This is a genomic window from Bradyrhizobium sp. McL0615 (genome assembly GCF_049993905.1).
Classification (GTDB): Bacteria; Pseudomonadota; Alphaproteobacteria; order Rhizobiales; family Xanthobacteraceae; genus Bradyrhizobium.
This window is the reverse complement of record NZ_CP188254.1, coordinates 5,019,484-5,041,945: the sequence shown is the minus strand read 5'-3', so window position 1 is coordinate 5,041,945 and position 22,462 is coordinate 5,019,484. Positions and strand designations below refer to the sequence as shown.

Genomic DNA, 22,462 nt, shown 5'->3' with positions numbered 1-22,462 from the left:
AGGACGCCGATGAACGGGTAATCGACGGTCCCCGCCCGGAGGATGGAACCGATTTCTTTTCGTACGCCGCTGGCGCTTCTCCTTTCATCGCTAGGTATGATCGCGGCTCTTTGGTGGTGGCTGGCCACGCCGATTACGCTGGCGCGCGCGCCGATCGATCCCAACGCAAAGCTGCAATGCGTTTCCTACGCGCCGTTCCGTGGCACCCAGACGCCCCTGGTCCCGACCACGCAGATCTCGCCTGAACAGATCGCGCAGGATCTGGCGCAGCTTGCCAAGATCACCGACTGCGTCCGGACTTATTCGATCGAGAACGGGCTCGACCAAGTACCGGCCCTGGCCGCCAAGGTCGGGCTGAAGGTGATCCAGGGCATCTGGCTCTCCAGCAACCGGATCAAGAACCTCGCCCAGATGGCGATCGCGGTCGAACTGACCAAGGAGCACCCGGGCGTCATTACCGCGCTGGTGGTCGGCAACGAGGTGCTGCTGCGCGGCGAGATGACGACGTCGGATCTCGCGGCCAACATCCGCTCGGTCAAGTCGCGGGTCACGGTGCCCGTGACCTATGCCGATGTCTGGGAATTCTGGCTGCGCAACCGCGAGGTCTATGACGCCGTCGACTTCGTCACGATCCACATCCTGCCTTACTGGGAAGACATCCCGGTGCGCGCGAAATTCGCCGCCGGCCACGTCGACGATATCCGCAAGCGGATGGCGGTGGCGTTTCCCAACAAGGAAATCCTGATCGGCGAAACCGGCTGGCCGAGTGCCGGGCGGATGCGCGAAGGCGCGCTGCCGTCGCGCACCAACCAGGCGCGCGTCGTGTCCGAAATCCTCGACCTCGCAAAGCGGGAAAAGTTTCGGGTCAATTTGATCGAGGCCTACGACCAGCCGTGGAAGCGCCAGCTCGAGGGCACCGTCGGCGGCTATTGGGGCATGATCGATGACGCGCAGCGCGCGGTGAAATATCCGCCCGGCGAGCCGATCAGCAATTATCCGGCCTGGAAGCTGCAGATGGGATGCGGGATGGCGCTGAGCGCCTTGGTCTTCCTGGCGGGCTGGCTGACGCTGCGGCGGCGGCCGTGGAAGCCGCGGCTGGCCGCGTGGGTCGCGGTCGGGACGTCGGCGACAACCGCCGGCATGCTGCTCGGGATCGCCGCGGACAAGATGTATTACGAGAGCTACGGCGTTGGCGGTTGGCTGCAATGGGGGGCGCTGCTGGCGGCGGCGATCGCGTCGCCCCTGCTGTGCGCGAACGCTGCGATGTCGGGACGGCCGCTGCCGACATTCCTCGAACTGCTCGGACCGCGCGATTACCGCACCAACGGGGTGCTGCTGGGTCTCGTGCTGGTCGTCACCACGTTGATTGCGGCGGGAACCGCGCTCGGCTTTACGTTCGACCCGCGCTACCGCGATTTTCCGTTCGCCTCATTGACCATGGCGGTGGTGCCGTTCGCAGCCCTGATGCTGCTGAACCGGCCGAAAGAGGGCGTGCGCCCGATCGCCGAATCTGCGTTTGCCGGCCTGCTGGTGGCAGCCGCGCTGTTCACCGGCATCAACGAGGGCAACCAGAACTGGCAGTCGATGTGGACCTGCGCGGTCTATGTGCTGCTGGCGCTCACGCTGTGGCGGGCGCGGGCCGTGCAAATCCCAAAATGAGCAGGCCGACCGCAAGTCCCGACAGCACGATATTGTAGAGCACGATCCCCAGTCCCGCCGCGATCAGCCCGCCGGTCAGCAGCACGATCGACGGCCGCATGACGTGAAGCGTCGCAATGATCAGCGCGACGATGCCGAACACCGAATTCTTGAACAAATAGGTCGCAAGCGTCCGCGACTTGCACAGCATGGTTTGCAGACCGGCGTCGCAGGCGAGCGCAACCGTTGAGAACTCGACCGCGAGGTAGCGCAAATAAAGAGCGTAGCCGACGGTGATGAAGCCGACCACCAGCAGGAATTGCACCTGATAGGGGGTGAGCCGGAACGGGGATTTTTTCATGGGGGCAATATGGTCGGGATTGGTTGCCGGGACAAGCGGTCGCCAATGCTGGCAGAGCATGTCAAAAATTCGGCGTAACGCGCTGGTGTCAAAAGATTATTGCGCGCTTTTCCGGTTGAAGAAGGACGACAGGGTCGCCTGCGTTGTCGCCGGCGGCACTTCCGGCTTTTTCGACACCTCCTCGACGACCGCCGCCCGCTTGGCGATGCCGCGCCGGTGATAGGTCGGCTTGGCAGCCGCGGGCGAGGGATCATCGGCCTTCAGCGATAGCCGTTGGCCGTCGAAGATTGTGGTTTCGCAGGGCCGCTTGTTTTCGGTCAGGACGGCGCAGATCCTGGCGGCGGCGCCGGCGTCGTTCAAGGGACCGGCGACCAGGCGAAGCTGCATGCCCAGCCCATTGCTGCTCTCCTTGATGACGATGATCGGACGCAATGCCGACAGCGGGGCGTTCGATCTCGATTTCAACAGCCCGAGCCACAGCATGCGCAGGCCGTTCAGTGAATTGGCGGTGCCAAGGTCGACCCCGAACTCGGTTCGCCGCAGCGAGACTTTTGGCGCAGCATCGTCGTCGGCTTCGGCGTCGGCCGCCGAGGCCATGACGTCAGGGATCGGGCCTGAAATGACCGGGTTTGGCGCCTTGCCCGGTTCGACCAGCTTGCTGGCCGCGGGATCGGGCGGGGCCATCATCGACTGCGCCGCGATCAAGGGCGTGGCGGGGGAAGGCTTGGCGGGCTCCGGCTTGACGGCATCGGCCTTTGCCACCTCTGCTTTTGCCGCCTCTACCTTTGCCAAGTCTGCTTTCGCCAGATCTGCTTTCGCCAGATCTGCTTTCGTCATCTCGGCCTTTGCCGCTTCCAGCCTGGCGCTCTCCGCCTTGGCGGCGTCGGTTTTCGCTGCATCCTTGGCGCCGGAGTAAACGGCTGATGGCGCGGGCTCGGCGGTGGCGGCGATGGATTTGTCCGCGGCGGGCGTGGTTGGCGCGGTCGCTACCGGCGCGACGGCCGGCGAGGGTTGCGGATTTTGGCCGGCCTGCGGTTCCGCATGTGCAACAGCCGGCGAAGCCGCACCGGAACCCTGGCGGGCTACCGCCCCGGTGACGGAGTCGAGCCCCTGTTCCAGGCCGGTGACCCGGGTGTACAGCCGGTCGCGATCGTTGTTGAGCGTCTCGATGGCGGCGGCAAGCCGCCGCGCCTCGTTCTGGCTTTCCCTGGCGACCAGCTGGATCTGCTGCGCCTGTCGGGTCAGATCGACGGCGGCGACCTGATCGCGCTTGAGCCCGAGCGACGACTGGTTGGCCATCACGGCCAGAATCACCGCGGCCGTGGCGCCGACGCCCCAGGATCCGATCCGCCACAGCGCGCGGCGGTCGAATTCGCCTTCCTCGGCCAACAGGTTGCTCAGCACGCCACCGGTGTCATCCGCCTCGAAGTCCGGAAGATGGTCTGGTTTTTTGGCCAAGCGCCCTCGGCCCTCCTCAAGGCCCTGCCGAATCACAAGGTAAACATTAACAGGAAAAGCGCCGCCCACTTGAATCCGGCGGTTTACGGGCGGCGATTCGGTTTGATCTCCGGGGGAAAACAATTAAAGACGGCCCGGCGCCATCCGAATTGTCCGTTAGGGAATAGAATGACCGCTCGATCCAGCCTGACTATCGTGCTTGCGGCCGGCGAGGGCACCCGCATGCGGTCCTCATTGCCGAAGGTGTTGCACCCCATCGCCGGCCAGTCGCTGCTGGCGCATGTGCTGGACGCCGCCCCGCACGGAGCGGGCGCTGCTCTCGCGGTGGTGATCGGGCCGGACCACAAGGCGGTCACTGAGGAGGTCAAGCGCATCCGCCCCGATGCGGCGACGTTCGTTCAGGCCGAACGCCTCGGCACCGCGCATGCCGTGCTGGCCGCCCGTGCGGCCATCACCGGCGGCGCCGACGATCTGCTGGTGGCGTTCGGCGATACGCCGCTGATTTCGGCCGAGACATTTGCGCGGCTGCGCGCGCCGCTGGCGCAGGGTGCAGCGCTCGCCGTGCTCGGCTTCCGTGCCGCCGATCCGACCGGCTACGGCCGGCTGCTGCTCGAGCGCGATCGCCTGATGGCGATCCGGGAGCATGCCGATGCGACGGCACAAGAGCGCAAGGTTACGCTGTGCAATGCCGGCGTGATGGCGTTCGACGGCCATCGCGCGCTGGAAATTCTCGACCGGATCGGCAACGCCAACAGCAAGGGCGAGTATTATCTGGTCGATGCCGTCGCTATCGTCAGGGAAATGGGATTGGAGGCCGTCGTGATCGAAACCAGCGAGGACGAAGTGCGCGGCATCAACACCAAGAGCCAGCTCGCCGAGGCGGAAGCGGTGATGCAGGCGCGGCTGCGCAAGGCGGCGCTGGACGCCGGGGTGACGCTGATCGCGCCGGAGACGGTCCATCTCGCAGCCGATACCACCTTCGGCAGCGACGTCACTATCGAGCCGTTCGTGGTGATCGGCCCCGGGGTCAGCATCGCCGACGGCGCGGTGATCCATTCGTTCTCGCACATCGTGCAGGCCTCGATCGGCAGAGGCGCCTCCGTCGGCCCCTATGCGCGCCTGCGCCCCGGCACCTCGCTCGGCGAGGGCGTTCGGATCGGTAATTTCGTGGAGACCAAGGCCGCGACGATCGAGGCGGGCGCCAAGGTCAACCATCTCTCTTACGTCGGCGACGCCCATGTCGGCGCCAATGCCAATCTCGGCGCCGGCACCATCACCTGCAACTACGACGGCTTCTTCAAGCACAAGACCACGATCGGCGAGGGCGCGTTCGTTGGCACCAACTCCTCGCTGGTGGCGCCGGTGAAGATCGGCAACGGCGCCTATATCGGTTCGGGCTCTGTCATCACCAAGGACGTGCCGGACGATGCGATGGCGGTGGAGCGCAGCCCGCAGAACAATCGCGAGGGCGGCGCCAAGCGGTACCGCGAGATGAAGATGCGGGCGAAGAAGCCGAAGGAGGGGTGAGCGCGGGGCAGGGTTGATCTCAGGTTCTACCCGCCGGTTGCGGCTGGCACGACTTAAGGAGTGGGCGCGGCTTGTATCTATCTATTCGCACGGTGGCTGCCCGAGCGGCGGCGGGTCTTTTCGGCACGTGAAGCACGATCCCGACGCGGCCTCGCCCTCGCCGCAACCGCGCGCCGGCTCAAATCGGCAGCAGCGCCGCGCGACTTTCTCGCGGCGACATGGCCGCTGGCAAGCGCACCCGCCTCTGCCCGCTGTACCCGCGTTCGAAGATCACAGAGTTCAACAATCAGCCTGGCCATTTCAGCAGCGCTTTGAAGCAAAGCCTGCGCACGACTAAAGCTACTCATACGCCCTCACTGGAAGTTCGGCACGTAGCACATGACACGACGTGACAGGATCTTCCAACGCCGGAGGAATACTGTTCGACAAAAGGAGAATGCAGCAAGCCGATGCGCGAATGACCGCCGGCAAGCCTCACGGCCGGGAGGCTGAGCGGCCCGCGAGAGGACGCCGCTTGCCGGCTATGGTCAGCAAACCGCCGGCGACGGGCGGGTCGAAATGGTCCGGCGCTGGCGGCATGGCGGTCGGGTCCGGTTCAGATTCATGGCCTAGGGAGCAATCCCGATTCCTATCCCTATCCCGATAATCGCCAGCGATATGACGATCACCAGCACGTCAATCGTGAGCCATGTGGGTATGCGTTTTGCAGGTTGGGTCATAGCGTGTGCCCTCCGCACGCACGTTATGTACCGGAAGAGCGCAAGTGGCTGTGAACGAGTTCACTGTTTGAGCAACTGCTGCTTTCATCACTGAGCTCGTCCCGTCGCCAGCCTAGGTTGGATTTGGCGGAGCTCGCTCGTGGCGCACGAAAGCAAATCAATGGCGCGCCGTAACAAGCCTCGATGCGATCCCGAGAGCGTTGGTACTTTACGTCCGCCCACGCCATACGCATTCAGTCGTCCGTCTTCCGCGAACTTCCTGCGCAATGTCATTCGTCGATTTCTTCGCGCAGACAAAACGCAGGCTTGCGCATTTCGATTTCTGGTGAATGGCTCAATTGCATTTTGATGGAAACTGATGACCGTCACCCGATAGCGGGCCGATGGATGATGCGCTCCACGTGCGCCATGATTTCATGGTTCGACGACTCTCCGCACAGTGCCGATTTCGTGAAGTCATCTCTGTCGGCGTGTGAGCCAACTCATACACTCGTGGGTTGAATGGATCATGATGCTCGTACTGCTCAACCCTCAAACTCTTCGGAGGTCGAATGGCTACGAACCAAACCCACGCAAACGCCGACCGCCAGACTCATCCGCTTCTCGATAATCTGCGCGAAATGCATGCCGCCGCCGCGGAGCGGGGCTTGTTCACCTACAGCGTGAAGATCGTGTGCGGCAAACAGACCGGGGAAAACTGTTGCTGTGTCGCCGGCACCCGGCCGGGCCTGTACGCGACCGAGGTCAACATTCAGAATTTCAATCTTGTTCAGGCGCCGGTTCTGAAGTTCGTTCAACCGTTGATCCACATGGGCGCCGTTCTTGCGCGTGAGCCGGACGTCACGAACCCCCTTACGCTTCCAAAACGCCAGGTCGAGACCATCATCCTTCCGCCGCTGGCGGCGACGATGGACGATTGTTGCCGCATCGCGGAGATGCTGCCGGCCCCGAGCGGAGAGGCCCCGCTCACCATCGCCATTCTGTCGATCGCGAGCCCATTGGAGCTGTCCGTGTCCGCGGTCTACACCGCGAACCCTCTCAACGGCGACGGCATCAGCATTGATGTCGCGTACATTCCATCACGGCTACTGGCGATCGGCGCCCAAGGTTAGGGTCACTCGCTCTCGGAACGGAGCGCCTACGGATTGCGTGGGCGCACCGTGACGGTATCGCCAATTTCAAAGGACATCAGGTCCGCACCAACCTCCAGCGGGCCACTATAGGTTTCGCGCGTTCCTGCCACGATATCGTCAACGCTCGCCCGAGGAATGCTGTCGCTGGCGAGAAAGACCAGATGCGAATAGGCGGCCAATTTCGGCTTGGTCAAGGAAAACACCTGGCCAGCTTCCCGGGCACTGGTGTGGTGGGCGACGACGCGCTGGATGTAAATATTTGACAGCAATTCAGGTCGTGCGATGCAGACCTCGTGAATCAGCAGGTCAACGCCGGCGCCATACTTTATGACGTTTTGGTCGTAACGGGTGTCGCCCGAAATCACCACCGCGCGGCCCTTGTATTCGATGCGATAGCCGACGGCAGGCTTGATCGCCGCCCCGTGATCGACCGTGAATGCAATCACTTTGACGCCATCCTTGTCATAGACGACGCCGTCCTGCTCGAATTCCTCGGCGGCCGTTGCGACGCCCTCGAGCGGCAGTTTTTCGTCCTCCAGCCGGATTTTGATGTCGAGCGCGTAGGCTTTTTCAAGGTTGGCCATCAGCGCCTTGGCGCCGACCGGGCCAATCACCCGGAATGGCTTCTTCCGGTTGAACCCCAACCACCCCGTGAGCCAGAGATCGGGGATCCCCGCCGTGTGGTCCGAATGAAAATGGGTAAGGAAGAGCGCATCGATGTTGCCCAGCGGCACCTTAAGTTGCCGCAAGCGGATAGGCACGCCGCGCCCTGCGTCAAAAAGCAGTTTCTGATTTCCCGCTTCTACCAGTGTGCTTGGGCCGAACCGATCCGGATCGGGGATAGGCGTGCCAGTGCCGAGCAACGTGACCCTGAAATCGTCGTCAGCCTTGGTCTGCGCACTGACGGTCGGGCCAAGAAGGAGGCACAACAACGCGACGAATGACGACAGCGTCCTGGACATGATCGCAGCCTTCCGTTGGTGCCTACACCCGGGAGCCTCATCCTTAATTGTGAGACCGTCAATGTCCGGCATGGTCAATTTCGCCAGATTCGGCGTCAAGCCAAGGTTGCTGGCGAGGCGCATATAAGGGCACTGTCACCGCGCAGCCTGCCTCCTGAGTCCGTCTCGCCGCATCGGGAGCGGTAACGCAAAGACGCTGATGGTAAGCGGATCCCCCTTGCTTGCTGCGGCGTCTCCGGGGATAGCCGCCGCGTTTCGTTGCCCTCATTCGGCTTTTGCCATAGCCTCCGTGATTATCAAAAACGTGACCTAAACAATTTCATGGGGAGGCGACATTGAGATTTGGAATGTTGATCGCAATCGCGTTGGTCGCGTTGACGAACGTTGCAATGGCTCAATCAAAGCATCCGCAGGATGTCCAGAAAATCAATGCGGCGCTGCCGACGGCAAAAATTACACCGGCACAGCGAGCGCAGGTCATCAAGCTGCGCAATGAAGGCGAGGCGTTCCACAGTGCCGGACAGCACGGCAAGGCTGAAGTCGTTCTGGAACAGGCCAAGGCAATCCTCAGAGTTCGCTAGCGCGTTCGCGAACTGGCGCATTTCATCTGGCCGAAACGGACGTGACCGCTGCCGTTGACTGCGTCGTGGCCGTCAAACCCTCACGCTGGTGGCCGCGCAGCGCGCGTCGCGAAGGATGAAAGCCGCGGGCGGTTTCACATGGTGAGACCGCCGCTGTGCGGCCTAATCATCATGAGCAATGAAACGCGGCATAGTGGACACCCGCGGACTTGCCGCTGGCTCGACCCGGTCGCGGAAGGCGACGCCCGTGGATTGTGCACGCACTATTAGTGCAACCATTAGATGTTTATCTAATGAACTAACCGCCGTTTCAAGCACCTCAGCTAAGGATCGAGCAAGAGCAGGGGGCACACGAAATGAATGCCTTTGTCGGCCTATTGTCGCTTCTCGGAATTCTGGTTGGCTTGATCGCGGTAGCTGTTCCGCTTCGATTTCTAAAAATTCACAGCCGGCGAATGGCCTTGATGGTCGTTGCAACTTGCAGCGCAACGTTTTTTGCTGCGGTGGCGCTCGACAGCCGAGCCCGTGCGCCTGCCGAAGGTGCCAAAACGGCAAGTGCATCGGCGCAGCAAGGCCTGGCTTCTCCAGCCGTCAACGACGGATGCCACCTGGCCGGGGCTCTCCCCAATTGCAAGGAAGAAGTGGCCAAAATAGCTGCAGCAAGGGCCGCGAACCCGACTTTGTTCAATCATGCCGATCCACCACCTATCAAGCAGACCGTTGGTTCAAACTCGGCTCGGACTTACGTTGATGACTGGATGAACGAGTTGAAAGCGAAAGAAGCCTCGGCGAACGTCAAGGCGCTTGCCGCCAAGCGAGAATACGACGCGGCAAAATTCCGCTCCGAGGTCGCAAATAATCGTATCGAAAGCTCCATGAGGGACCGTGACGCGGCTTCGCAACGATACAAACTTGAACGCGACAGTCGCGTCTACGACATGCGAATTCGGGAGAGGGAACGGGAACGACAGCGCCGCGGATATTAGAGCCTGCCGATTGGCGGTCCAGCGTTGTCACGTGATCCGGCTTTCCACTCGGAAGCGGTCCGAGATCATCAGCTCCCACGTCAAATGAGATTCCACGCGCTGAGATTTTTCGCGTGGCCGCAGCCCTCAAGGATAGCCGGCCGTAATTCCGGCGCAGGACTCATAGCGGTTTTCAAGCCGGCTGTTGCGCCGGGTCGGCGCCGTAGAGGTTCGGCCCCTTGGTGCCCGGCAGAATGCCGAGCTCGACGATGCCCCATAGTGCGGGCAGAAGGCTCGCAAAAATCAGGATCGAGCCGGTCGAGAAATCTCCGCTCCGGCCGGTTCTGGGGTCGTCAAAGAAGATGATGCTGAAGCCGCCACAAACCAGGGCGAAGGGGAACAGCCAGAAAACCAGCAGCCACCAGCCGTTCTTGTTGCGGTCGTGCAATCGCTTGGCTCCCACGGCCAGTATCGGCCACAGGCTCAAGAGCCATATGAATTGCGAGGCCAAGGCGAGCAACAGGACGGCCGCCGCTTCGCTGTCGAGGAGAAAGGGCGCGAAGGTCAAGACCAGCACTGCGACCATCAAGGCGAGGATCGCCAGCCAATAGGTGCCGCGGCCGATCCGGCCCTCGAAGCTGAAAAGGACTTTCTGCAGTTTCATCGCATCCTCGCCAGGGGCGTCCTCTCGGGTGCTTTGATTGGTCGGTACGGCGGCAGATCTGGTTCGAAACGGGGTTTCTTCAGGCAGCAAGCGTAGCCCGGATGACTGCAGCGATATCCGGATTGTGGTTCGTCCCCGCATGTCGCTGCGCTCACGCGGGCTACTTGCTGCGTGTCATCGGCGCGTCAGTCTTCCCCGGAATCCCGCAGGCAATGACCAACGTCGCCACAATTGCGCTGGCCGAGAAGGCGAGCGATCTGGTGCTCGCAGGGTAAATGGGTTGCCTGCCGGACCGCGGCTCCAGGGGGCGGGATGGCGAGTCGCGGCGCGGTATCGATGGGCACGACCGACGACCCGGTCCTGGATGTAGAACGGCATGATCCAGATCAATGTTGCGGCTCTCCTGCCGCCCAATGAATTCGCGCAGTAAGTTGCTCAACCCGTTTTCCGGGCTGGACGCTTCGCGGCTGGGGCGCCGCGCTGGTGCGTGTGGTGGACCACCGCGACCCTAACCCCGCCACCGCTTCCGGTCCGGTGATCTGGAGTGTATCGCCAATGAAGCGCTGTCTCGCTCCTTTCGCAATCGCCACCAGCCTGTTCGCGCCAGTAGCGCACGCCAACGACGCCCTGGAAGCCCAGGTGCGGGCTTACGTTCCGGTCGCCTCCCTGGCCAAAGTATGTGACCTCAGGATCAGTGACGACACCTCGGGTGACCATCGCGCCATGTTCGAAGCGGTGAAGTCTGACCCGAACGCCAACAAACTCGCCTACCGCGTGCACTACGAAACGCAAACGGCCTACATCAAGGCCCGCGATGCAGGTCAACGGGTCGCCTTTTGCAGGGACTTCATCGCAGCCAACAGCCAATACGCCAAGGCGCGCTTTACCGCCGTGGTCGAGGGCCACATGAGCGAGGTCAGCACAAGTGTGCAGAAAGCGATTGCCCACAACGTCTGCGGTGCGCCCCCCGTCAAGCTGTCCAGGGCCGACTGGAAACCGTACGCGCTCATCAAGAAGATGCTTCAGAACGAGCAAAAGTTGGCAAAAGAAAACGCCGAGACGAACGGCTGGAACGTCACCGAGGAAACGACAGCGGTCACGGAACAGTTCTGCGCGGCGGTCAAAGCCCGATGAGCAATTTCATGCGGCGGCCTTGTCTTCGTTGTCTGCTCCTCGCGCGACGATCCTGATTGCATTGTCCGGCAACGGCCGCTGCAGCGCCTTTGCCTCATCCCATGGGGCGCGCATCCTTTGGCGCGGGAAAAGGCTGCCGTCTCCTGACATTTGGTGTAGGCTACAGTTGGACAAGGGAGGCGCGACGATGCCTCACGAGAATTACGCTGCCAAGCAGCAACGCATCGGCGAGCGCCTGACGCGTGCGATGGCCAAGGCCCACATGAATCGCAGCGAGCTTGCTGAACTGACAGGCTACAGTGTGGAACAGATTGTGAGCTGGGAGCGCGGGCGCGCGCGGATGTACCCGATCGAGCTGATAAAGCTGTGTCATGCGCTCGACGTGAAGCCGGAGTGGCTGCTGTGCTGGGAGCGCCGCCTCCATTGATCAGCAAGCGTAGCCCGGATGAGCCAACGGGGCGCGCATTCGCGCGACCCGTTGGCTCATGCGGGCTACTTGCTCAGCCTCGAAGCGAAACCCATCGGGTTTACGCACCGCAGCTGATGGGTATCGCTTCGCTCCACCCATCCTACGCGCCGGCATCTCAGGTCGCGGGCGACGCGAAGCTCATCCTTCAGGGGACAGTGACGAACGCGAGCTATTGCTCTGACGACAGGCGGATCATCTGGCGCCCGTCATTCATCGCCTTGAGACTGTTGACGTAGTTCTCGGGACGCTGCCAGCGGTGAGGGACTTTCAATCCCATGAATTCTGCGATGCTGCCGATAAACGAAGTGCAATTGGTTGTTTCGGCGTTCCAGACCGGCGAACTTTCCTGCAATTTCTTGATGTAGGCGAAAACCCTCTTTGCGTCGGGCTCATTCAAGTAAACGCGGTAGCTGGCGGTCAGGTACTGCGGATCCAGATCGCCATAGCTTGCCTTGGTCTCGGACGGCACCCAGGTCAGATGACCAAGCACATAAGGCACGGTGTCTCCCGCCGGGGTAAGGCCCGCGACTTCGACGGCGCGCTCGCTTGTCTTCCCGAACCAGACGAAAGCATGTCCCCAGCTCGCCGCCGTTCTGGCTCTGAAGTCGACATAGTACGGGCCCTTTGCTGATCCCGATGCTGGCTTTCGGGTCGACGTTTCACCGGAAACAAGCGCGCTCGCGTTGGCGGCGCGCTTGTCGACTTCCTGTTGGGGGGAAATGAGACGTTCCAGGCCCGCGAGAATGTCAATCTCGCGTGCTGAAGCAGGATGGATTCCGCACTGGAGCAGGACCGCGAGTCCTGCAAGCAAGCATAGTCCTGATCTCTTCGGCCTGTTTGCCACGGTTCGCCCCTCAACTGTCGAAGATAAAGCTCAGGATCAACGAGGATCCTGGTCAATACCGCGCATAGGGCCGCGCCGCGACGGGCGTCTTTCCGATCGGGGTCTTCCCGATTGGGGTCTTGCCAATCGGCATCTTGCCGAACTGGGCCTGCTGATAGACGGGCTGTGGGCGCGGGATGTCGGCAGCGCCAGCCGCGGTCACCAGAGCAAGCGTCGCACCCGCTACAATCACGATCTTCATCACAGTATTTATTCCTGTTCGTTGGAGAAATCAGGGCAGCCAGCCGCGCGCCCCTCAGCCACTCCGTGAGCATGAATGCCCGAATGCGCCCACAGTGCGGCAGGCCGGTCACGTTCGAGCGATGTGCGGCAGATATGAGACAGGCGGAACCTGAATGTGCGCTCAAGCAGCAACGGATCGGCGAGCTGAACTGACAGGCTACAGTGTGGAACAGATTGTGAGCTGGGAGCGCGGGCGCGCGCGGATGTACCCGATCGAGCTGATAAAGCTGTGTCATGCGCTCGACGTGAAGCCGGAGTGGCTGTTGTGCTGGGCGCGCCGCCTCCATTGATCAGCAAGCGTAGCGCGGACGAGCCATCGGGCGCGCATTCGCGCGACCCGTTGGCTCGTGCGGGCTACTTGCTTCTCAGCCCTGTGCCTCGTTGCCCGCCGTGGCATTCTGGCTTTGGTCGTGCGCGATTTCCGCTTTTGGGGATCAGCGCAGCACGGTCATCCGTCGGCCACGCAGCCATCATGATTGTCTCGGGATCGCAGCGCTGAGCCCTCGCGAGCGCGCATGCGGTCACGGCTCGATGCCAGGAGCGGCGTTCAAGTTGCGCGTTCCGCTGAAAATCCTCCGGTACAAGTGCTCTTGTCAGCATGTGGCGACCATAGTACCTCACCGGGGTTACGGGCCGTCACGCGCGCGGTTTTTCTTTCCCGATCCAGCGATCACAGAAACTGGACAGCACATCACTGGCTGCCGTTCCAAGGTCTTCGGTTGCGCCGGCGCCTTCGAGCTGATCCCTTGCGCGCAGAGCTGCAGCAAACCGGCGTTCGTTCACCAAGAGATGCAGCATTTTGTATCCTGCGCGGCGGCGTGCCCGAGCCCTGCGCGCCCGCAGGGCCCCTGGAGAATCGCTGCGGCCAAGTGGTGCGTGCCCGAGCATCACCGATGCTCGCTGCTGTGCGCTTGGCCCTGCTCGTCGAGCAGTGCCGACAGTGAAGGCAGTGAAATTTCCTCTATCTCCCACGGGCCCCTCCCTCGCGCGCGCGCTTTTTGCAAAGGAAGTGGCACATGGCGGGGTTTATGGCGATAATGATATTTCACTGCTTTTGCTGCTCTCACTGCTCGGCAAGGTTCCGGGCGGCGCTCAGACGATCTCGAAGTGACATATCTTTCCGAGCATAGATTACCTTCCGGACCTTGCGTACGATCCAGAGGCCATCCTCGCGGGTGTCATTGCGAACTGGAACATAGCCACAGCGCTCAAGGCGATGAGGGATGGCGCGCCGGTTCTTGCGGTCGGCCAGCCAGTCATGGAAGTCGCCGAGAGCCTTTCCCTTGATCCGATCCAACGTCGTCACGGGCGGGTTATTTAGTGCGTCGAGAACGTCCGCCAGCTCTGCGTCCTCGGGCGCTCGGTTGCTATCCACGATGCTCCAGAACGCATCGGTCTTCGGCGGGGGTGCCTTCGGGTCGAAGCCTGTGAGGTCGAGTTCGGCGAGATAGGCGGCGACGTGGCGGATGCCACCCTTGCCGAACCACGCCCAAAGGTCGCGCCAGTAGCTCGTGACGAAGTCTTCCTTCGTGAGGTCAGACCATGCGACGAAATGGCGGCGATCATCAGCCGGCAGGTAGATGCCGTCCATGAGGTGGTTGGTCGTGATGATGACGCCGGCGACGTTTAGGATGGCGTATTCCCTCAGATGCTTTTCGTCCACACGCAGTACGTCTGGCGGGGCGGCGGTGTATGCCTTCATATGGTCGTAGAACGCGAAACGATCTGTATCACCGAGATCGCGCGCCTCGCTGACACGCAGGATCACGGACTTCAGGAATCCATTGAAGCGGCCCAGCATGTGCTGGGGCGACACCTCGGCAAAGTTCCACGGTCCAACGGCGTGCTTCACCGGCTCCAGCAACGTGTCCTTCCCTATACCCTGATGGCCGCTCAGCACGAGGGCGTGGTTTATCTTCTCATGTGGCCGCTGCACCCGATGCGCCAGCCACTTGACAATGTGCTGATCGCTATCGCCGAAGACCTTGAAGACGTGCTCCAGCCAACGGTCGGCTTCAGCTGCGTTGCCTGGCTCTATGTTTGGTGGCCGATACAAGTTGAAAACGCGACAGCCGGGGCGCCGTATCCAACCGCCTTCACTAATGAGCCTCCCATCAACCAGCATCGGATCACCGGGAGACCAAGTCATTTGCTCAACGGCGCGGTTCTGGTCGAGCCAAGCGCTCGCGCTCTGGAATTTCTGCTTGCCATCCTCATCGACGCCGAGAGCGACGGGGGGAACCCTTGCGTTCACGCTGCTCGCGGGCCACGTCTCGCGAGTCGGCTTGAAGATGTAGCAGTGCTGCGGCATGTATGCGGCAAAATCCTCAAGCTGAACGCCGCCACTGCCGCAGTCGGTTCCGTCCTGCCCATTAGCCGTCAGACGTGGTGCGCTGTCGAACGCGTGCCGCAACGCATCGGGCCCGTGCTCGCGTAGGACATCATTTGCATCGCGGCTCATGCTTGCGCTCCCGCCGATGGCAGTATCTCCGCAAAGACGCCGCGCGCATTTAGCCGCTCCGCCAGTAGTACTGCGTTGCGTTGGCCTGCCGGATCGGCGTCGGCGAAGACAGAGACGTGATTGATGTAGTCGGGGACGGCGTCGGCCAGCTTCGGCATGAAGCCTGCGGCTCCAGCGGCCCATGCTCCCAAGCCTGTCGCTTGATGAACCGACAGCGCATCTTCGATGCCTTCGCTTACCGCCAGCCCTAAGGGATCGTTTGGGGGTGCGATTATAATCGGCTTGCCGCTCGGACTTCCGATAACAATCTTATTTGGCTCAACATCCGCCTTGCCGCTACCGTCAGGCTTTAACAGCGTCAGATGTACAGCCTGCACATTGCGCGGTGCGGCGAGCAAGCCAGGGGCCAATTCATCGCAGAGGCCGAACGCCGCGATCATTGCTGGGTGCCGTTTGGGTGTTCGCGCTGGCAGGAAGCCGAGCGTCGGCGGCAGCTCACAGCTGATCTTCCGCGCCACGCGCAGATAGGTCTCAGCGATGGTAACGGTGATCGGTTTGCGCTGCGACCAGAGCCATGCGGCCTTGTCATGCTGCTTGCGCGCTTGATCGTCGTCACGAGGTGGCGCTTTGGCAACCGGCTTCCAGCTTGCGCGCTGCCGATCATCAAGCAGACCGCGCCGCCTCAGCTCATCGAGCACGTCGCGAGGATCGCAACCCGCATAGCAACACACCAGCAGCCGGGAAGCGCCGTCGCCAACGCGTAGCGACGGCGAGCGGTCGCCGCGACCCCGGCCATGGGATGGAACAGGGCACGGCACCAGCCAGCCGCCACCTGTGAGGCGCTGAGCGCGCTGGCCGCTAAGCGTGAAAGCTATCTGCTGGGCGGTCGTCATGGCCCGGTTCCTCATGCACCCTCTGGCGGGGCGGCTCGGAGCGGGCTATATCGTCGGGTGCTTGTTAAGCGCCGACCGTTTGCCCGGTCGAAATTGCGAAGGCCCCGGCACCCTCCGGGGCCTTCGTACGTTTTAGGCCGCGTTCGCGTCGGCGCTATTTTCAGCCGTTCGCGCCCGCATCATCCACTGCTCGACTGCGGCTGGCGTGATGCGGATAATTCTTGGCGACAGACGCAGCTCTTGCGGTCCCTTGCCCTCGGCCTGAAGCCTCTTGTAAGTGGCGATAGAGATACCGAGCGCGCCACAAAGCTCGCGGCGAGTCCACGAAGGCGTCGGCATCTTCCGGTTGGCCACCTTAGCCATGAGCCTCTCCCTGCTTCAATGAGCCTCCCGCAACCATCTCACTGGAAGCGGTAAGCCGCAAATGCGAGATGCGCTCAGAGCGTGTCACTGGCGCTCAGAGCGAAATTTATTTTCAAGGATGGGCAGGGCCAATCGGCTTCAGCTGGGTTGGGGCATATTCGGGGCCCGGGCCTTCCGAGCAGGCCGCTCCATTTCGCTAGAGCATTGAAAAGCCAACATTTCTTTATGCTTGCGGCAAGGCCGTGTGGTTCTGGCATCCGTGGCTGATGTCAAGCCAGCGGAGACGCGTCGGCCCGACCGGGCTCAAGACAAATCTCAATCCGCTGGCGACGGTGACAAAAAGGAATTCGTCGCCGGGGAGAGCACGTATAAGCCGTAAAGCCATTGCGCAGGGAATGCCGGAGTGCCTCCGCTGAACCTGTATGCTCGTGTGCGCCTCCTTCTACCCATTGCACGCGAGATCGCGGGTGCAGCGTGCATCCGGCATTCCCTGCTCCCTCTCTTCGGGGAGAACCAAGGTCAAAGCTCGGGCAGGTCATGCCGCGAGATCGCGACGCTGTATTTCGTAGTCCTGACGCACGTGGCGGCTGATCTTGCGGCATCACAACCGTCGATCCCTCATCCTGAGGAGCCCGCGGAGCGGGCGTCTCGAAGGATGCAGGCCACGGACGGGGCCTCATGGTTCGAGACGCCTGCTGCGCGGGCTCCCCGCCATGAGGAACTGGCACCGGTTAAGCGTTGTTAAGCCTTCCACTTAAGACTGTCTCAATACGCAACAATTATTGAGTATCTGTCAGGCTGCATTTCTCGTTAAGAGGGTCGCGGGTTGCGACGCGCTATCGTCGTTTTGGGGAATTGAACCGCATGTGCGGCATTGTCGGCATTTTGGGACGCGCTCCGGTCGCGGAGCAACTGGTGGATTCACTCAAGCGGCTTGAATATCGCGGTTATGATTCCGCCGGCGTCGCCACGCTGGAAGGCGGCCGCCTCGCGCGCCGCCGCGCCGAGGGCAAGCTGAAGAACCTCGAAAAGCGGCTCGATGCCGAGCCGCTCCAGGGCCACACCGGGATCGGGCATACCCGCTGGGCCACCCACGGCAAGCCGACCGAGAACAACGCCCATCCGCACGCGACCGATCGCGTCGCCGTGGTTCACAACGGCATCATCGAGAACTTTCGCGAGCTGCGCGAGGCGCTCGAGAAGAAGGGGACCGTCTTCAAGACCCAAACCGATACCGAGATCGTGCTGCACCTGGTCGACAATCTGCTGCAGCAGGGCATCGCGCCGGTCGAGGCGGTGAGGGCGACGCTGTCGGAACTGCGCGGCGCGTTCGCGCTCGGGTTCATCTTTGCCGGCGACGATGACCTGATGATCGGCGCCCGCAATGGCCCGCCGCTGGCGATCGGTCACGGCGACGGCGAAATGTATCTCGGGTCGGACGCGATCGCGCTAGGTCCCTTCACCGATACGATCAGCTATCTCGAGGACGGCGACTGGGTGGTGCTGACCCACAAGGGCGCCACCATCTACGACAAGAACAACGCGATCGTGCACCGCGAGGCGGTCAAGCACTCGGCCTCGACCTCGCTGGTCGACAAGGCGAACTATCGCCATTTCATGGCCAAGGAAATCCACGAGCAGCCGGAAGTGGTCGGGCATACCCTTGCGCGCTACGTCGACATGGCGAGTGACCGCGTCGCGCTGCCGGTAAAACTGCCGTTCGACTTCAAGGATATCCAGCGCGTTTCGATCACGGCCTGCGGCACCGCGAGCTATGCCGGCTATGTCGCCAAATACTGGTTCGAGCGGTTCGCGCGCGTGCCGGTCGAGGTCGATGTCGCCTCCGAATTCCGCTACCGCGAGGCGCCGTTGCGCAAGGGGGATCTCGCGATCTTCATCTCGCAGTCCGGCGAGACCGCCGACACGCTGGCAGCTTTGCGTTACGCCAAGGGCGAGGGCGTCCATACCCTGTCGGTGGTGAACGTGCCGACCTCGACGATTGCGCGCGAAAGCGAAACCGTGCTGCAGACGCTGGCCGGTCCCGAAATCGGCGTCGCCTCGACCAAAGCGTTCACCTGCCAGTTGATGGTGCTGGCCGCGCTCGCGGTCGCCGCCGGCAAGGCGCGCGGCGAGTTGTCGGACGATGACGAGCAGAAGCTCATCCACGGCCTGGTCGAAGTTCCGCGCCTGATGGCGGCGGCGCTGACGTCGGAGCCGCAGATCGAAAAGCTGGCGCGCGACCTCTCGAAATCGAAAGACGTGCTTTATCTCGGCCGCGGCACCAGCTATCCCCTGGCGCTGGAAGGCGCGCTGAAGCTGAAGGAGATTTCCTACATTCACGCCGAAGGCTATGCCGCCGGCGAACTCAAGCACGGGCCGATCGCGCTGATCGACGAGAACATGCCGGTCGTGGTGATCGCGCCGTTCGACCGGGTGTTCGAAAAGACCGTCTCCAACATGCAGGAAGTCGCAGCCCGCGGCGGCAACATCATCCTGATGACCGACGCCAAGGGGGCGGCGGAAGCCACCATCGAATCGCTGGTCACCATCGTGCTGCCCGACATGGCCTCGGCGTTCACCCCGATGGTCTACGCCGTCCCGGTGCAATTGCTAGCCTACCATACCGCCGTGGTGATGGGCACCGACGTCGATCAGCCGCGAAATCTCGCCAAATCGGTAACGGTCGAATAGAGCATTTTCCAGCGAAGCATGCCCTCGGACTTGATCCGGGGGTGGACCCCGGTTCGCGTTAAGAAAACGCGTCAAAACGAGGAATCCAGAGCCCCGTTTCGTTGCAATCGAAACGGAAAAGGCTCTAGTCAAGCCGATTGGCTGTCACGCTGGCTCTTCAAAAACCTGCTAGGATGGCTTAGCTGGCATAGGCCGGCTGCCCTGACCTGGAACCCCAATGAACCGCGAAGAACTGCCCCCGACCGCGCCTCCGGACGAATCCCCGCCGGAACACCCTCGCGGGCTCATGGCCCGATTCCGGAACTATTTTCTGACCGGACTGATTGTCGCAGGGCCGGTCGCGATCACGCTCTATCTGACCTGGTGGTTCGTGAACTGGGTGGACAGCATCGTCCGTCCGTTCGTGCCGACGGCCTACCGGCCGGAGACCTATCTGCCGTTCGGGCTGCCCGGCTCGGGCCTGATCGTCGCCGTGATCGCGCTGACGCTGCTCGGCTTCCTCACCGCCAACCTGATCGGCCGGACGCTGGTCGACCTCGGCGAGCGGCTGCTCGGCCGGATGCCGGTGGTGCGCGCGATCTACCGCGGCCTCAAGCAGGTGTTCGAGACGCTGTTCTCGGGCAAGGGGTCGAGCTTTCGCCGGGTCGGCCTGGTCGAGTTTCCCTCGCCGGGCATGTGGTCGATCGTCCTGATCTCGCAGTCCCCGAGCGCGAACATCGCCAGCCAACTTCCCGGCGAAGAGGAACATATCTCGGTATTTTTGCCCTGCGCGCCGAACCCGACCACGGGTTTCTTCTTCTACGTGCCGAAGAGCAAGATCATCGAAGTCGACATGAGCACCGAGGACGCCGCGACCCTGATCATGTCGGCCGGCGTGGTGCAGCCCGGCTCCGATCCGCAGAAACGCAATGCCGCAGCCCTGGCCGGTATGGCGAACGCGGCGCGCGTGGCCAACTCGGCAGCCACGCTGCAGCCGGCTGCCGTGAAAGTGAAGAGGGATTGAAGTCTGCCGCCCGGCCGCAATTAGCCAGCGCCGATCAGCGGCACGGCTTCGTCCCGCTCATATAGATAGAGCAGGCAGCGCAGCGCCTCACCGCGCTCGCCCTTGAGTTTTGGATTGTCCTTCATGATCCGCAGCGCCTCGTCGCGCGCCTGCGTGATCAGTTGGGCGTGGACGTCGGAGCGGGCGATGCGATAGCCGGGCAGGCCGCTCTGGCGGATGCCGAGCACGTCGCCTTCGCCGCGCAGCTTCAGGTCCTCCTCGGCAATCCGAAAACCGTCGGTGGTCTCGCGGATCACCTTCAGCCGCGCCTTCGACATCTCGCCGAGCGGCTCCTTGTAGAGCAGCAGGCAGGTCGACGCCTCCGAGCCGCGCCCGATCCGGCCGCGCAGCTGGTGCAATTGCGCGAGCCCGAAGCGCTCGGCGTTCTCGATCACCATGATGGTCGCGGCGGGGACGTCGACGCCGACCTCGACCACCGTGGTCGCCACCAATAGCCCGATCTCGTGGGCGGCGAATTGCGCCATCACGCGGTCTTTCTCGGTCCCCTTCATCTGCCCGTGGACCAACCCAACCTTGTCGCCGAAGCGTTGCTTCAGCTTTTCGAACCGCGCCGTCGCGTTGGTGAGGTGCTCGGTGCCTTCGGCTTCGGATTCCTCGACCAGCGGACAGATCCAGTAAACCAGCTTGCCGGCCTGCAGCGCGCGGCCGACGCCATCAGTCACCTCGTCGAGGCGGCTCATCGAGATGGTGCGGGTCTCGATCGGCTGACGGCCGGCCGGTTTTTCGCGCAGCTCGGAAACGTCCATGTCACCAAAATAAGTGAGCACCAGCGTGCGCGGGATCGGCGTCGCGCTCAACACCAGCACATCGACCGCGTCGCCCTTGTTGGTCAGCGCGAGCCGTTCCCGCACGCCAAAACGGTGCTGTTCGTCGACCACGGCGAGCGCCAGCGCCTTGAAGATCACGTCATCCTGGATCAGCGCATGCGTGCCGACCAGGAAATCGATCTCGCCGGCTTCCAGCCGCGCCAGAATTTCGCGCCGCTCCTTGCCCTTCTCGCGGCCGGTCAGGATCGCCACCCGCAGGCCGGCGCGTTCGGCCAGCGGGGCGATGGTCTTGATATGCTGGCGGGCGAGGATTTCCGTCGGCGCCATCAGCGCGGCCTGCTTGCCGACCTCGACGACCGCGGCGGCGGCGAGCAGCGCCACCACCGTTTTGCCGGAGCCGACATCGCCCTGCAGCAGCCGCAGCATCCTAATCGGCTGGCGTAGATCCTCGGCGATGGCGGCGGCCGCCTCGCGCTGCGAGGATGTGAGCGCGTAAGGAAGGGCATCGATGATCTTGTGGCGCAGATGGCCGTCGCCGGCGTTGCGGTCGCCGGCCGGGCGCCGAAGTTGCGCGCGCACCAGCGCCAGCGCCAGTTGGCCGGCCAAGAGTTCGTCGAAGGCGAGCCGCGACCAGAACGGACCATCGGGCAAAATGTCGGTGAGTTCGAGCGGGACATGCACGCGATTGAGCGCTTCGCTGATCGGCGGAAAGCTGCAGCGGCGAATGACTTCGGGACTGATCCACTCGGGCAGGTCAGGCAGTTTCTGCAGCGCCTGCGCGATCGCGCGACGCAGCGAGCCGAGCGCCAGACCTTCCGTGAGGGGATAGACCGGATCGATGCCACTGAGTTTTGCAAATCCGGCCTCATCCACGACGCGGTCGGGATGCACGATCTGCGGGATGCCGTCATACATCTGCAGCGTGCCGGACACGTAGCGCTTCTCGCCGACCGGCAGCAGTTTTTCGACATAACCGGGCTTGGCGCGGAAGAACGTCAGCACCACGTCGCCGGTATCGTCTGAGGCATAGACCAGGTAGGGCGCGCGGGAATTGCGCGGTGGCGGCGGGCGGTGGCGATCCACGGTGACTTCCAGCGTCACCATGGTTCCCTGTACGGCTTCGCGAATCTTCGGCTGCGCCCGACGGTCGATCACGCTGGCCGGCAGATGCAGCAAGAGATCGACCAGCCGCGGCGTCTCATCGCGCGACAGCAGATAGCGCAAGAGCTTGTCCTGCTTCGGCCCGACGCCCGGAAGGGTCGTGACCGGCGCAAACAACGGATTGAGCAGGGTGGGGCGCATCAGATTTCTCGTCGCACTTCGTGCCTCATGCACGGGGTTGACCCGTGCATCCATCTTCAAAAGAGGATGGATTGCCGGGTCAAGCCCGGCGATGACGATGTAGTTGATAATTGCGAGCAGGAAGGGCTGACATTGGCGATCCGTATCGCTATATCAACCTCGCCCGGCACGTCCGGGCTTTTGGC

The 22,462-nt window shown here is 62.7% G+C and carries 21 protein-coding genes; 10 read left to right on the top strand and 11 right to left on the bottom strand.

Going from position 1 to position 22,462, the window contains the following annotated elements; all coding sequences use genetic code 11:
- The first annotated feature begins 96 nt into the window (after positions 1-96).
- Entirely contained in the window at positions 97-1,659 is a 1,563-nt protein-coding gene (locus ACPPVP_RS23825) for a beta-(1-6) glucans synthase (RefSeq protein ID WP_426524998.1), read from the top strand.
- Here ACPPVP_RS23825 and ACPPVP_RS23820 read toward each other — a convergent pair.
- Positions 1,619-1,999 carry a hypothetical protein gene (locus tag ACPPVP_RS23820; RefSeq protein ID WP_426524996.1) on the bottom strand — a complete coding sequence of 127 codons (381 nt, stop codon included), beginning with the start codon at positions 1,997-1,999 and terminating at the stop codon, positions 1,619-1,621. The two genes, ACPPVP_RS23825 and ACPPVP_RS23820, sit on opposite strands and share 41 nt — an antisense overlap.
- A 96-nt stretch (positions 2,000-2,095) precedes the next feature.
- Positions 2,096-3,457 carry a hypothetical protein gene (locus tag ACPPVP_RS23815; protein ID WP_426524994.1) on the bottom strand — a complete coding sequence of 454 codons (1,362 nt, stop codon included), beginning with the start codon at positions 3,455-3,457 and terminating at the stop codon, positions 2,096-2,098.
- A 168-nt stretch (positions 3,458-3,625) separates the two neighbouring features.
- On the opposite strand from ACPPVP_RS23815, the gene glmU reads away from it, so the two are divergent.
- Both glmU and ACPPVP_RS23805 read left to right on the top strand, forming a co-directional pair.
- Positions 3,626-4,984 (top strand): bifunctional UDP-N-acetylglucosamine diphosphorylase/glucosamine-1-phosphate N-acetyltransferase GlmU, encoded by a 1,359-nt coding sequence (gene glmU, locus ACPPVP_RS23810; protein ID WP_426524992.1) that lies wholly within the window; start codon positions 3,626-3,628, stop codon positions 4,982-4,984.
- Between the two features lie 1,366 nt (positions 4,985-6,350).
- Positions 6,351-6,815 carry a hypothetical protein gene (locus ACPPVP_RS23805; protein WP_426524990.1) on the top strand — a complete coding sequence of 155 codons (465 nt, stop codon included), beginning with the start codon at positions 6,351-6,353 and terminating at the stop codon, positions 6,813-6,815.
- A 26-nt stretch (positions 6,816-6,841) separates the two neighbouring features.
- Here the strand turns inward: ACPPVP_RS23805 and ACPPVP_RS23800 are convergent, their stop codons facing one another.
- Complete coding sequence (locus ACPPVP_RS23800; RefSeq protein WP_426524988.1) at positions 6,842-7,798, bottom strand: MBL fold metallo-hydrolase; 957 nt, start codon at positions 7,796-7,798, stop codon at positions 6,842-6,844.
- 347 nt (positions 7,799-8,145) lie between these two features.
- On the opposite strand from ACPPVP_RS23800, the gene ACPPVP_RS23795 reads away from it, so the two are divergent.
- The gene (locus tag ACPPVP_RS23795) at positions 8,146-8,379 is read left to right on the top strand and encodes a hypothetical protein (protein ID WP_426524986.1); all 234 of its coding nucleotides are present in this window, start codon (positions 8,146-8,148) and stop codon (positions 8,377-8,379) included.
- Between the two features lie 356 nt (positions 8,380-8,735).
- A complete protein-coding gene (locus ACPPVP_RS23790; RefSeq protein ID WP_426524984.1) occupies positions 8,736-9,365 on the top strand; it encodes a hypothetical protein in 630 nt (209 codons plus the stop codon).
- Between the two features lie 172 nt (positions 9,366-9,537).
- Here ACPPVP_RS23790 and ACPPVP_RS23785 read toward each other — a convergent pair whose 3' ends face one another.
- The gene (locus ACPPVP_RS23785) at positions 9,538-10,008 is read right to left on the bottom strand and encodes a DUF805 domain-containing protein (RefSeq protein WP_426524982.1); all 471 of its coding nucleotides are present in this window, start codon (positions 10,006-10,008) and stop codon (positions 9,538-9,540) included.
- A 555-nt stretch (positions 10,009-10,563) separates the two neighbouring features.
- Between ACPPVP_RS23785 and ACPPVP_RS23780 the strand changes: the two genes are divergently transcribed.
- Positions 10,564-11,142 (top strand): hypothetical protein, encoded by a 579-nt coding sequence (locus tag ACPPVP_RS23780; protein ID WP_426524980.1) that lies wholly within the window; start codon positions 10,564-10,566, stop codon positions 11,140-11,142.
- A gap of 187 nt (positions 11,143-11,329) precedes the next feature.
- A complete protein-coding gene (locus ACPPVP_RS23775) occupies positions 11,330-11,569 on the top strand; it encodes a helix-turn-helix domain-containing protein (RefSeq protein WP_426524978.1) in 240 nt (79 codons plus the stop codon).
- 211 nt (positions 11,570-11,780) lie between these two features.
- Here ACPPVP_RS23775 and ACPPVP_RS23770 read toward each other — a convergent pair whose 3' ends face one another.
- Together ACPPVP_RS23770 and ACPPVP_RS23765 are read right to left on the bottom strand one after the other, a co-directional pair.
- Positions 11,781-12,455: a hypothetical protein gene (locus ACPPVP_RS23770; protein ID WP_426524976.1), complete on the bottom strand. Its 675-nt coding sequence runs from the start codon at positions 12,453-12,455 to the stop codon at positions 11,781-11,783.
- 52 nt (positions 12,456-12,507) lie between these two features.
- On the bottom strand, positions 12,508-12,696 hold the full coding sequence (locus ACPPVP_RS23765; protein ID WP_426524975.1) for a hypothetical protein: 189 nt from the start codon (positions 12,694-12,696) through the stop codon (positions 12,508-12,510).
- A gap of 154 nt (positions 12,697-12,850) precedes the next feature.
- On the opposite strand from ACPPVP_RS23765, the gene ACPPVP_RS23760 reads away from it, so the two are divergent.
- On the top strand, positions 12,851-13,027 hold the full coding sequence (locus ACPPVP_RS23760) for a helix-turn-helix domain-containing protein (RefSeq protein ID WP_426524973.1): 177 nt from the start codon (positions 12,851-12,853) through the stop codon (positions 13,025-13,027).
- A gap of 346 nt (positions 13,028-13,373) precedes the next feature.
- Here ACPPVP_RS23760 and ACPPVP_RS23755 read toward each other — a convergent pair whose 3' ends face one another.
- The 4 genes from ACPPVP_RS23755 to ACPPVP_RS23740 all read right to left on the bottom strand — a co-directional run bounded on the left by ACPPVP_RS23755 (position 13,374) and on the right by ACPPVP_RS23740 (position 16,454).
- Positions 13,374-13,535 carry a hypothetical protein gene (locus tag ACPPVP_RS23755; protein ID WP_426524971.1) on the bottom strand — a complete coding sequence of 54 codons (162 nt, stop codon included), beginning with the start codon at positions 13,533-13,535 and terminating at the stop codon, positions 13,374-13,376.
- Between the two features lie 265 nt (positions 13,536-13,800).
- On the bottom strand, positions 13,801-15,198 hold the full coding sequence (locus tag ACPPVP_RS23750; RefSeq protein WP_426524969.1) for a primase-helicase family protein: 1,398 nt from the start codon (positions 15,196-15,198) through the stop codon (positions 13,801-13,803).
- On the bottom strand, positions 15,195-16,091 hold the full coding sequence (locus tag ACPPVP_RS23745; RefSeq protein WP_426524967.1) for a DUF7146 domain-containing protein: 897 nt from the start codon (positions 16,089-16,091) through the stop codon (positions 15,195-15,197). Before ACPPVP_RS23745 ends, ACPPVP_RS23750 begins: the two co-directional genes overlap by 4 nt.
- A gap of 132 nt (positions 16,092-16,223) precedes the next feature.
- On the bottom strand, positions 16,224-16,454 hold the full coding sequence (locus ACPPVP_RS23740) for a helix-turn-helix transcriptional regulator (protein WP_426524965.1): 231 nt from the start codon (positions 16,452-16,454) through the stop codon (positions 16,224-16,226).
- A gap of 864 nt (positions 16,455-17,318) precedes the next feature.
- Between ACPPVP_RS23740 and glmS the strand changes: the two genes are divergently transcribed.
- Together glmS and ACPPVP_RS23730 are read left to right on the top strand one after the other, a co-directional pair.
- The gene (gene glmS / locus ACPPVP_RS23735) at positions 17,319-19,145 is read left to right on the top strand and encodes a glutamine--fructose-6-phosphate transaminase (isomerizing) (RefSeq protein ID WP_426524963.1); all 1,827 of its coding nucleotides are present in this window, start codon (positions 17,319-17,321) and stop codon (positions 19,143-19,145) included.
- 217 nt (positions 19,146-19,362) lie between these two features.
- Entirely contained in the window at positions 19,363-20,148 is a 786-nt protein-coding gene (locus ACPPVP_RS23730) for a DUF502 domain-containing protein (protein ID WP_426524962.1), read from the top strand.
- Positions 20,149-20,168: 20 nt separating this feature from the next.
- Here the strand turns inward: ACPPVP_RS23730 and recG are convergent, their stop codons facing one another.
- Complete coding sequence (recG, locus tag ACPPVP_RS23725) at positions 20,169-22,277, bottom strand: ATP-dependent DNA helicase RecG (RefSeq protein WP_426524960.1); 2,109 nt, start codon at positions 22,275-22,277, stop codon at positions 20,169-20,171.
- Between the last annotated feature and the right edge of the window lie 185 nt (positions 22,278-22,462).

Coding starts and splice junctions, on each gene's coding strand:
- ACPPVP_RS23825 (WP_426524998.1), top strand. CDS start 97: ATGATCGCGGCTCTTTGGTGGTGGCTGGCCACGCCGATTACGCTGGCG.
- ACPPVP_RS23820 (WP_426524996.1), bottom strand. CDS start 1,999: ATGAAAAAATCCCCGTTCCGGCTCACCCCCTATCAGGTGCAATTCCTG.
- glmU (WP_426524992.1), top strand. CDS start 3,626: ATGACCGCTCGATCCAGCCTGACTATCGTGCTTGCGGCCGGCGAGGGC.
- ACPPVP_RS23800 (WP_426524988.1), bottom strand. CDS start 7,798: ATGTCCAGGACGCTGTCGTCATTCGTCGCGTTGTTGTGCCTCCTTCTT.
- ACPPVP_RS23795 (WP_426524986.1), top strand. CDS start 8,146: ATGTTGATCGCAATCGCGTTGGTCGCGTTGACGAACGTTGCAATGGCT.
- ACPPVP_RS23790 (WP_426524984.1), top strand. CDS start 8,736: ATGAATGCCTTTGTCGGCCTATTGTCGCTTCTCGGAATTCTGGTTGGC.
- ACPPVP_RS23785 (WP_426524982.1), bottom strand. CDS start 10,008: ATGAAACTGCAGAAAGTCCTTTTCAGCTTCGAGGGCCGGATCGGCCGC.
- ACPPVP_RS23780 (WP_426524980.1), top strand. CDS start 10,564: ATGAAGCGCTGTCTCGCTCCTTTCGCAATCGCCACCAGCCTGTTCGCG.
- ACPPVP_RS23775 (WP_426524978.1), top strand. CDS start 11,330: ATGCCTCACGAGAATTACGCTGCCAAGCAGCAACGCATCGGCGAGCGC.
- ACPPVP_RS23765 (WP_426524975.1), bottom strand. CDS start 12,696: ATGAAGATCGTGATTGTAGCGGGTGCGACGCTTGCTCTGGTGACCGCG.
- ACPPVP_RS23760 (WP_426524973.1), top strand. CDS start 12,851: ATGTGCGCTCAAGCAGCAACGGATCGGCGAGCTGAACTGACAGGCTAC.
- ACPPVP_RS23755 (WP_426524971.1), bottom strand. CDS start 13,535: ATGCTGCATCTCTTGGTGAACGAACGCCGGTTTGCTGCAGCTCTGCGC.
- ACPPVP_RS23750 (WP_426524969.1), bottom strand. CDS start 15,198: ATGAGCCGCGATGCAAATGATGTCCTACGCGAGCACGGGCCCGATGCG.
- ACPPVP_RS23745 (WP_426524967.1), bottom strand. CDS start 16,091: ATGACGACCGCCCAGCAGATAGCTTTCACGCTTAGCGGCCAGCGCGCT.
- ACPPVP_RS23740 (WP_426524965.1), bottom strand. CDS start 16,454: ATGGCTAAGGTGGCCAACCGGAAGATGCCGACGCCTTCGTGGACTCGC.
- glmS (WP_426524963.1), top strand. CDS start 17,319: ATGTGCGGCATTGTCGGCATTTTGGGACGCGCTCCGGTCGCGGAGCAA.
- ACPPVP_RS23730 (WP_426524962.1), top strand. CDS start 19,363: ATGAACCGCGAAGAACTGCCCCCGACCGCGCCTCCGGACGAATCCCCG.
- recG (WP_426524960.1), bottom strand. CDS start 22,277: ATGCGCCCCACCCTGCTCAATCCGTTGTTTGCGCCGGTCACGACCCTT.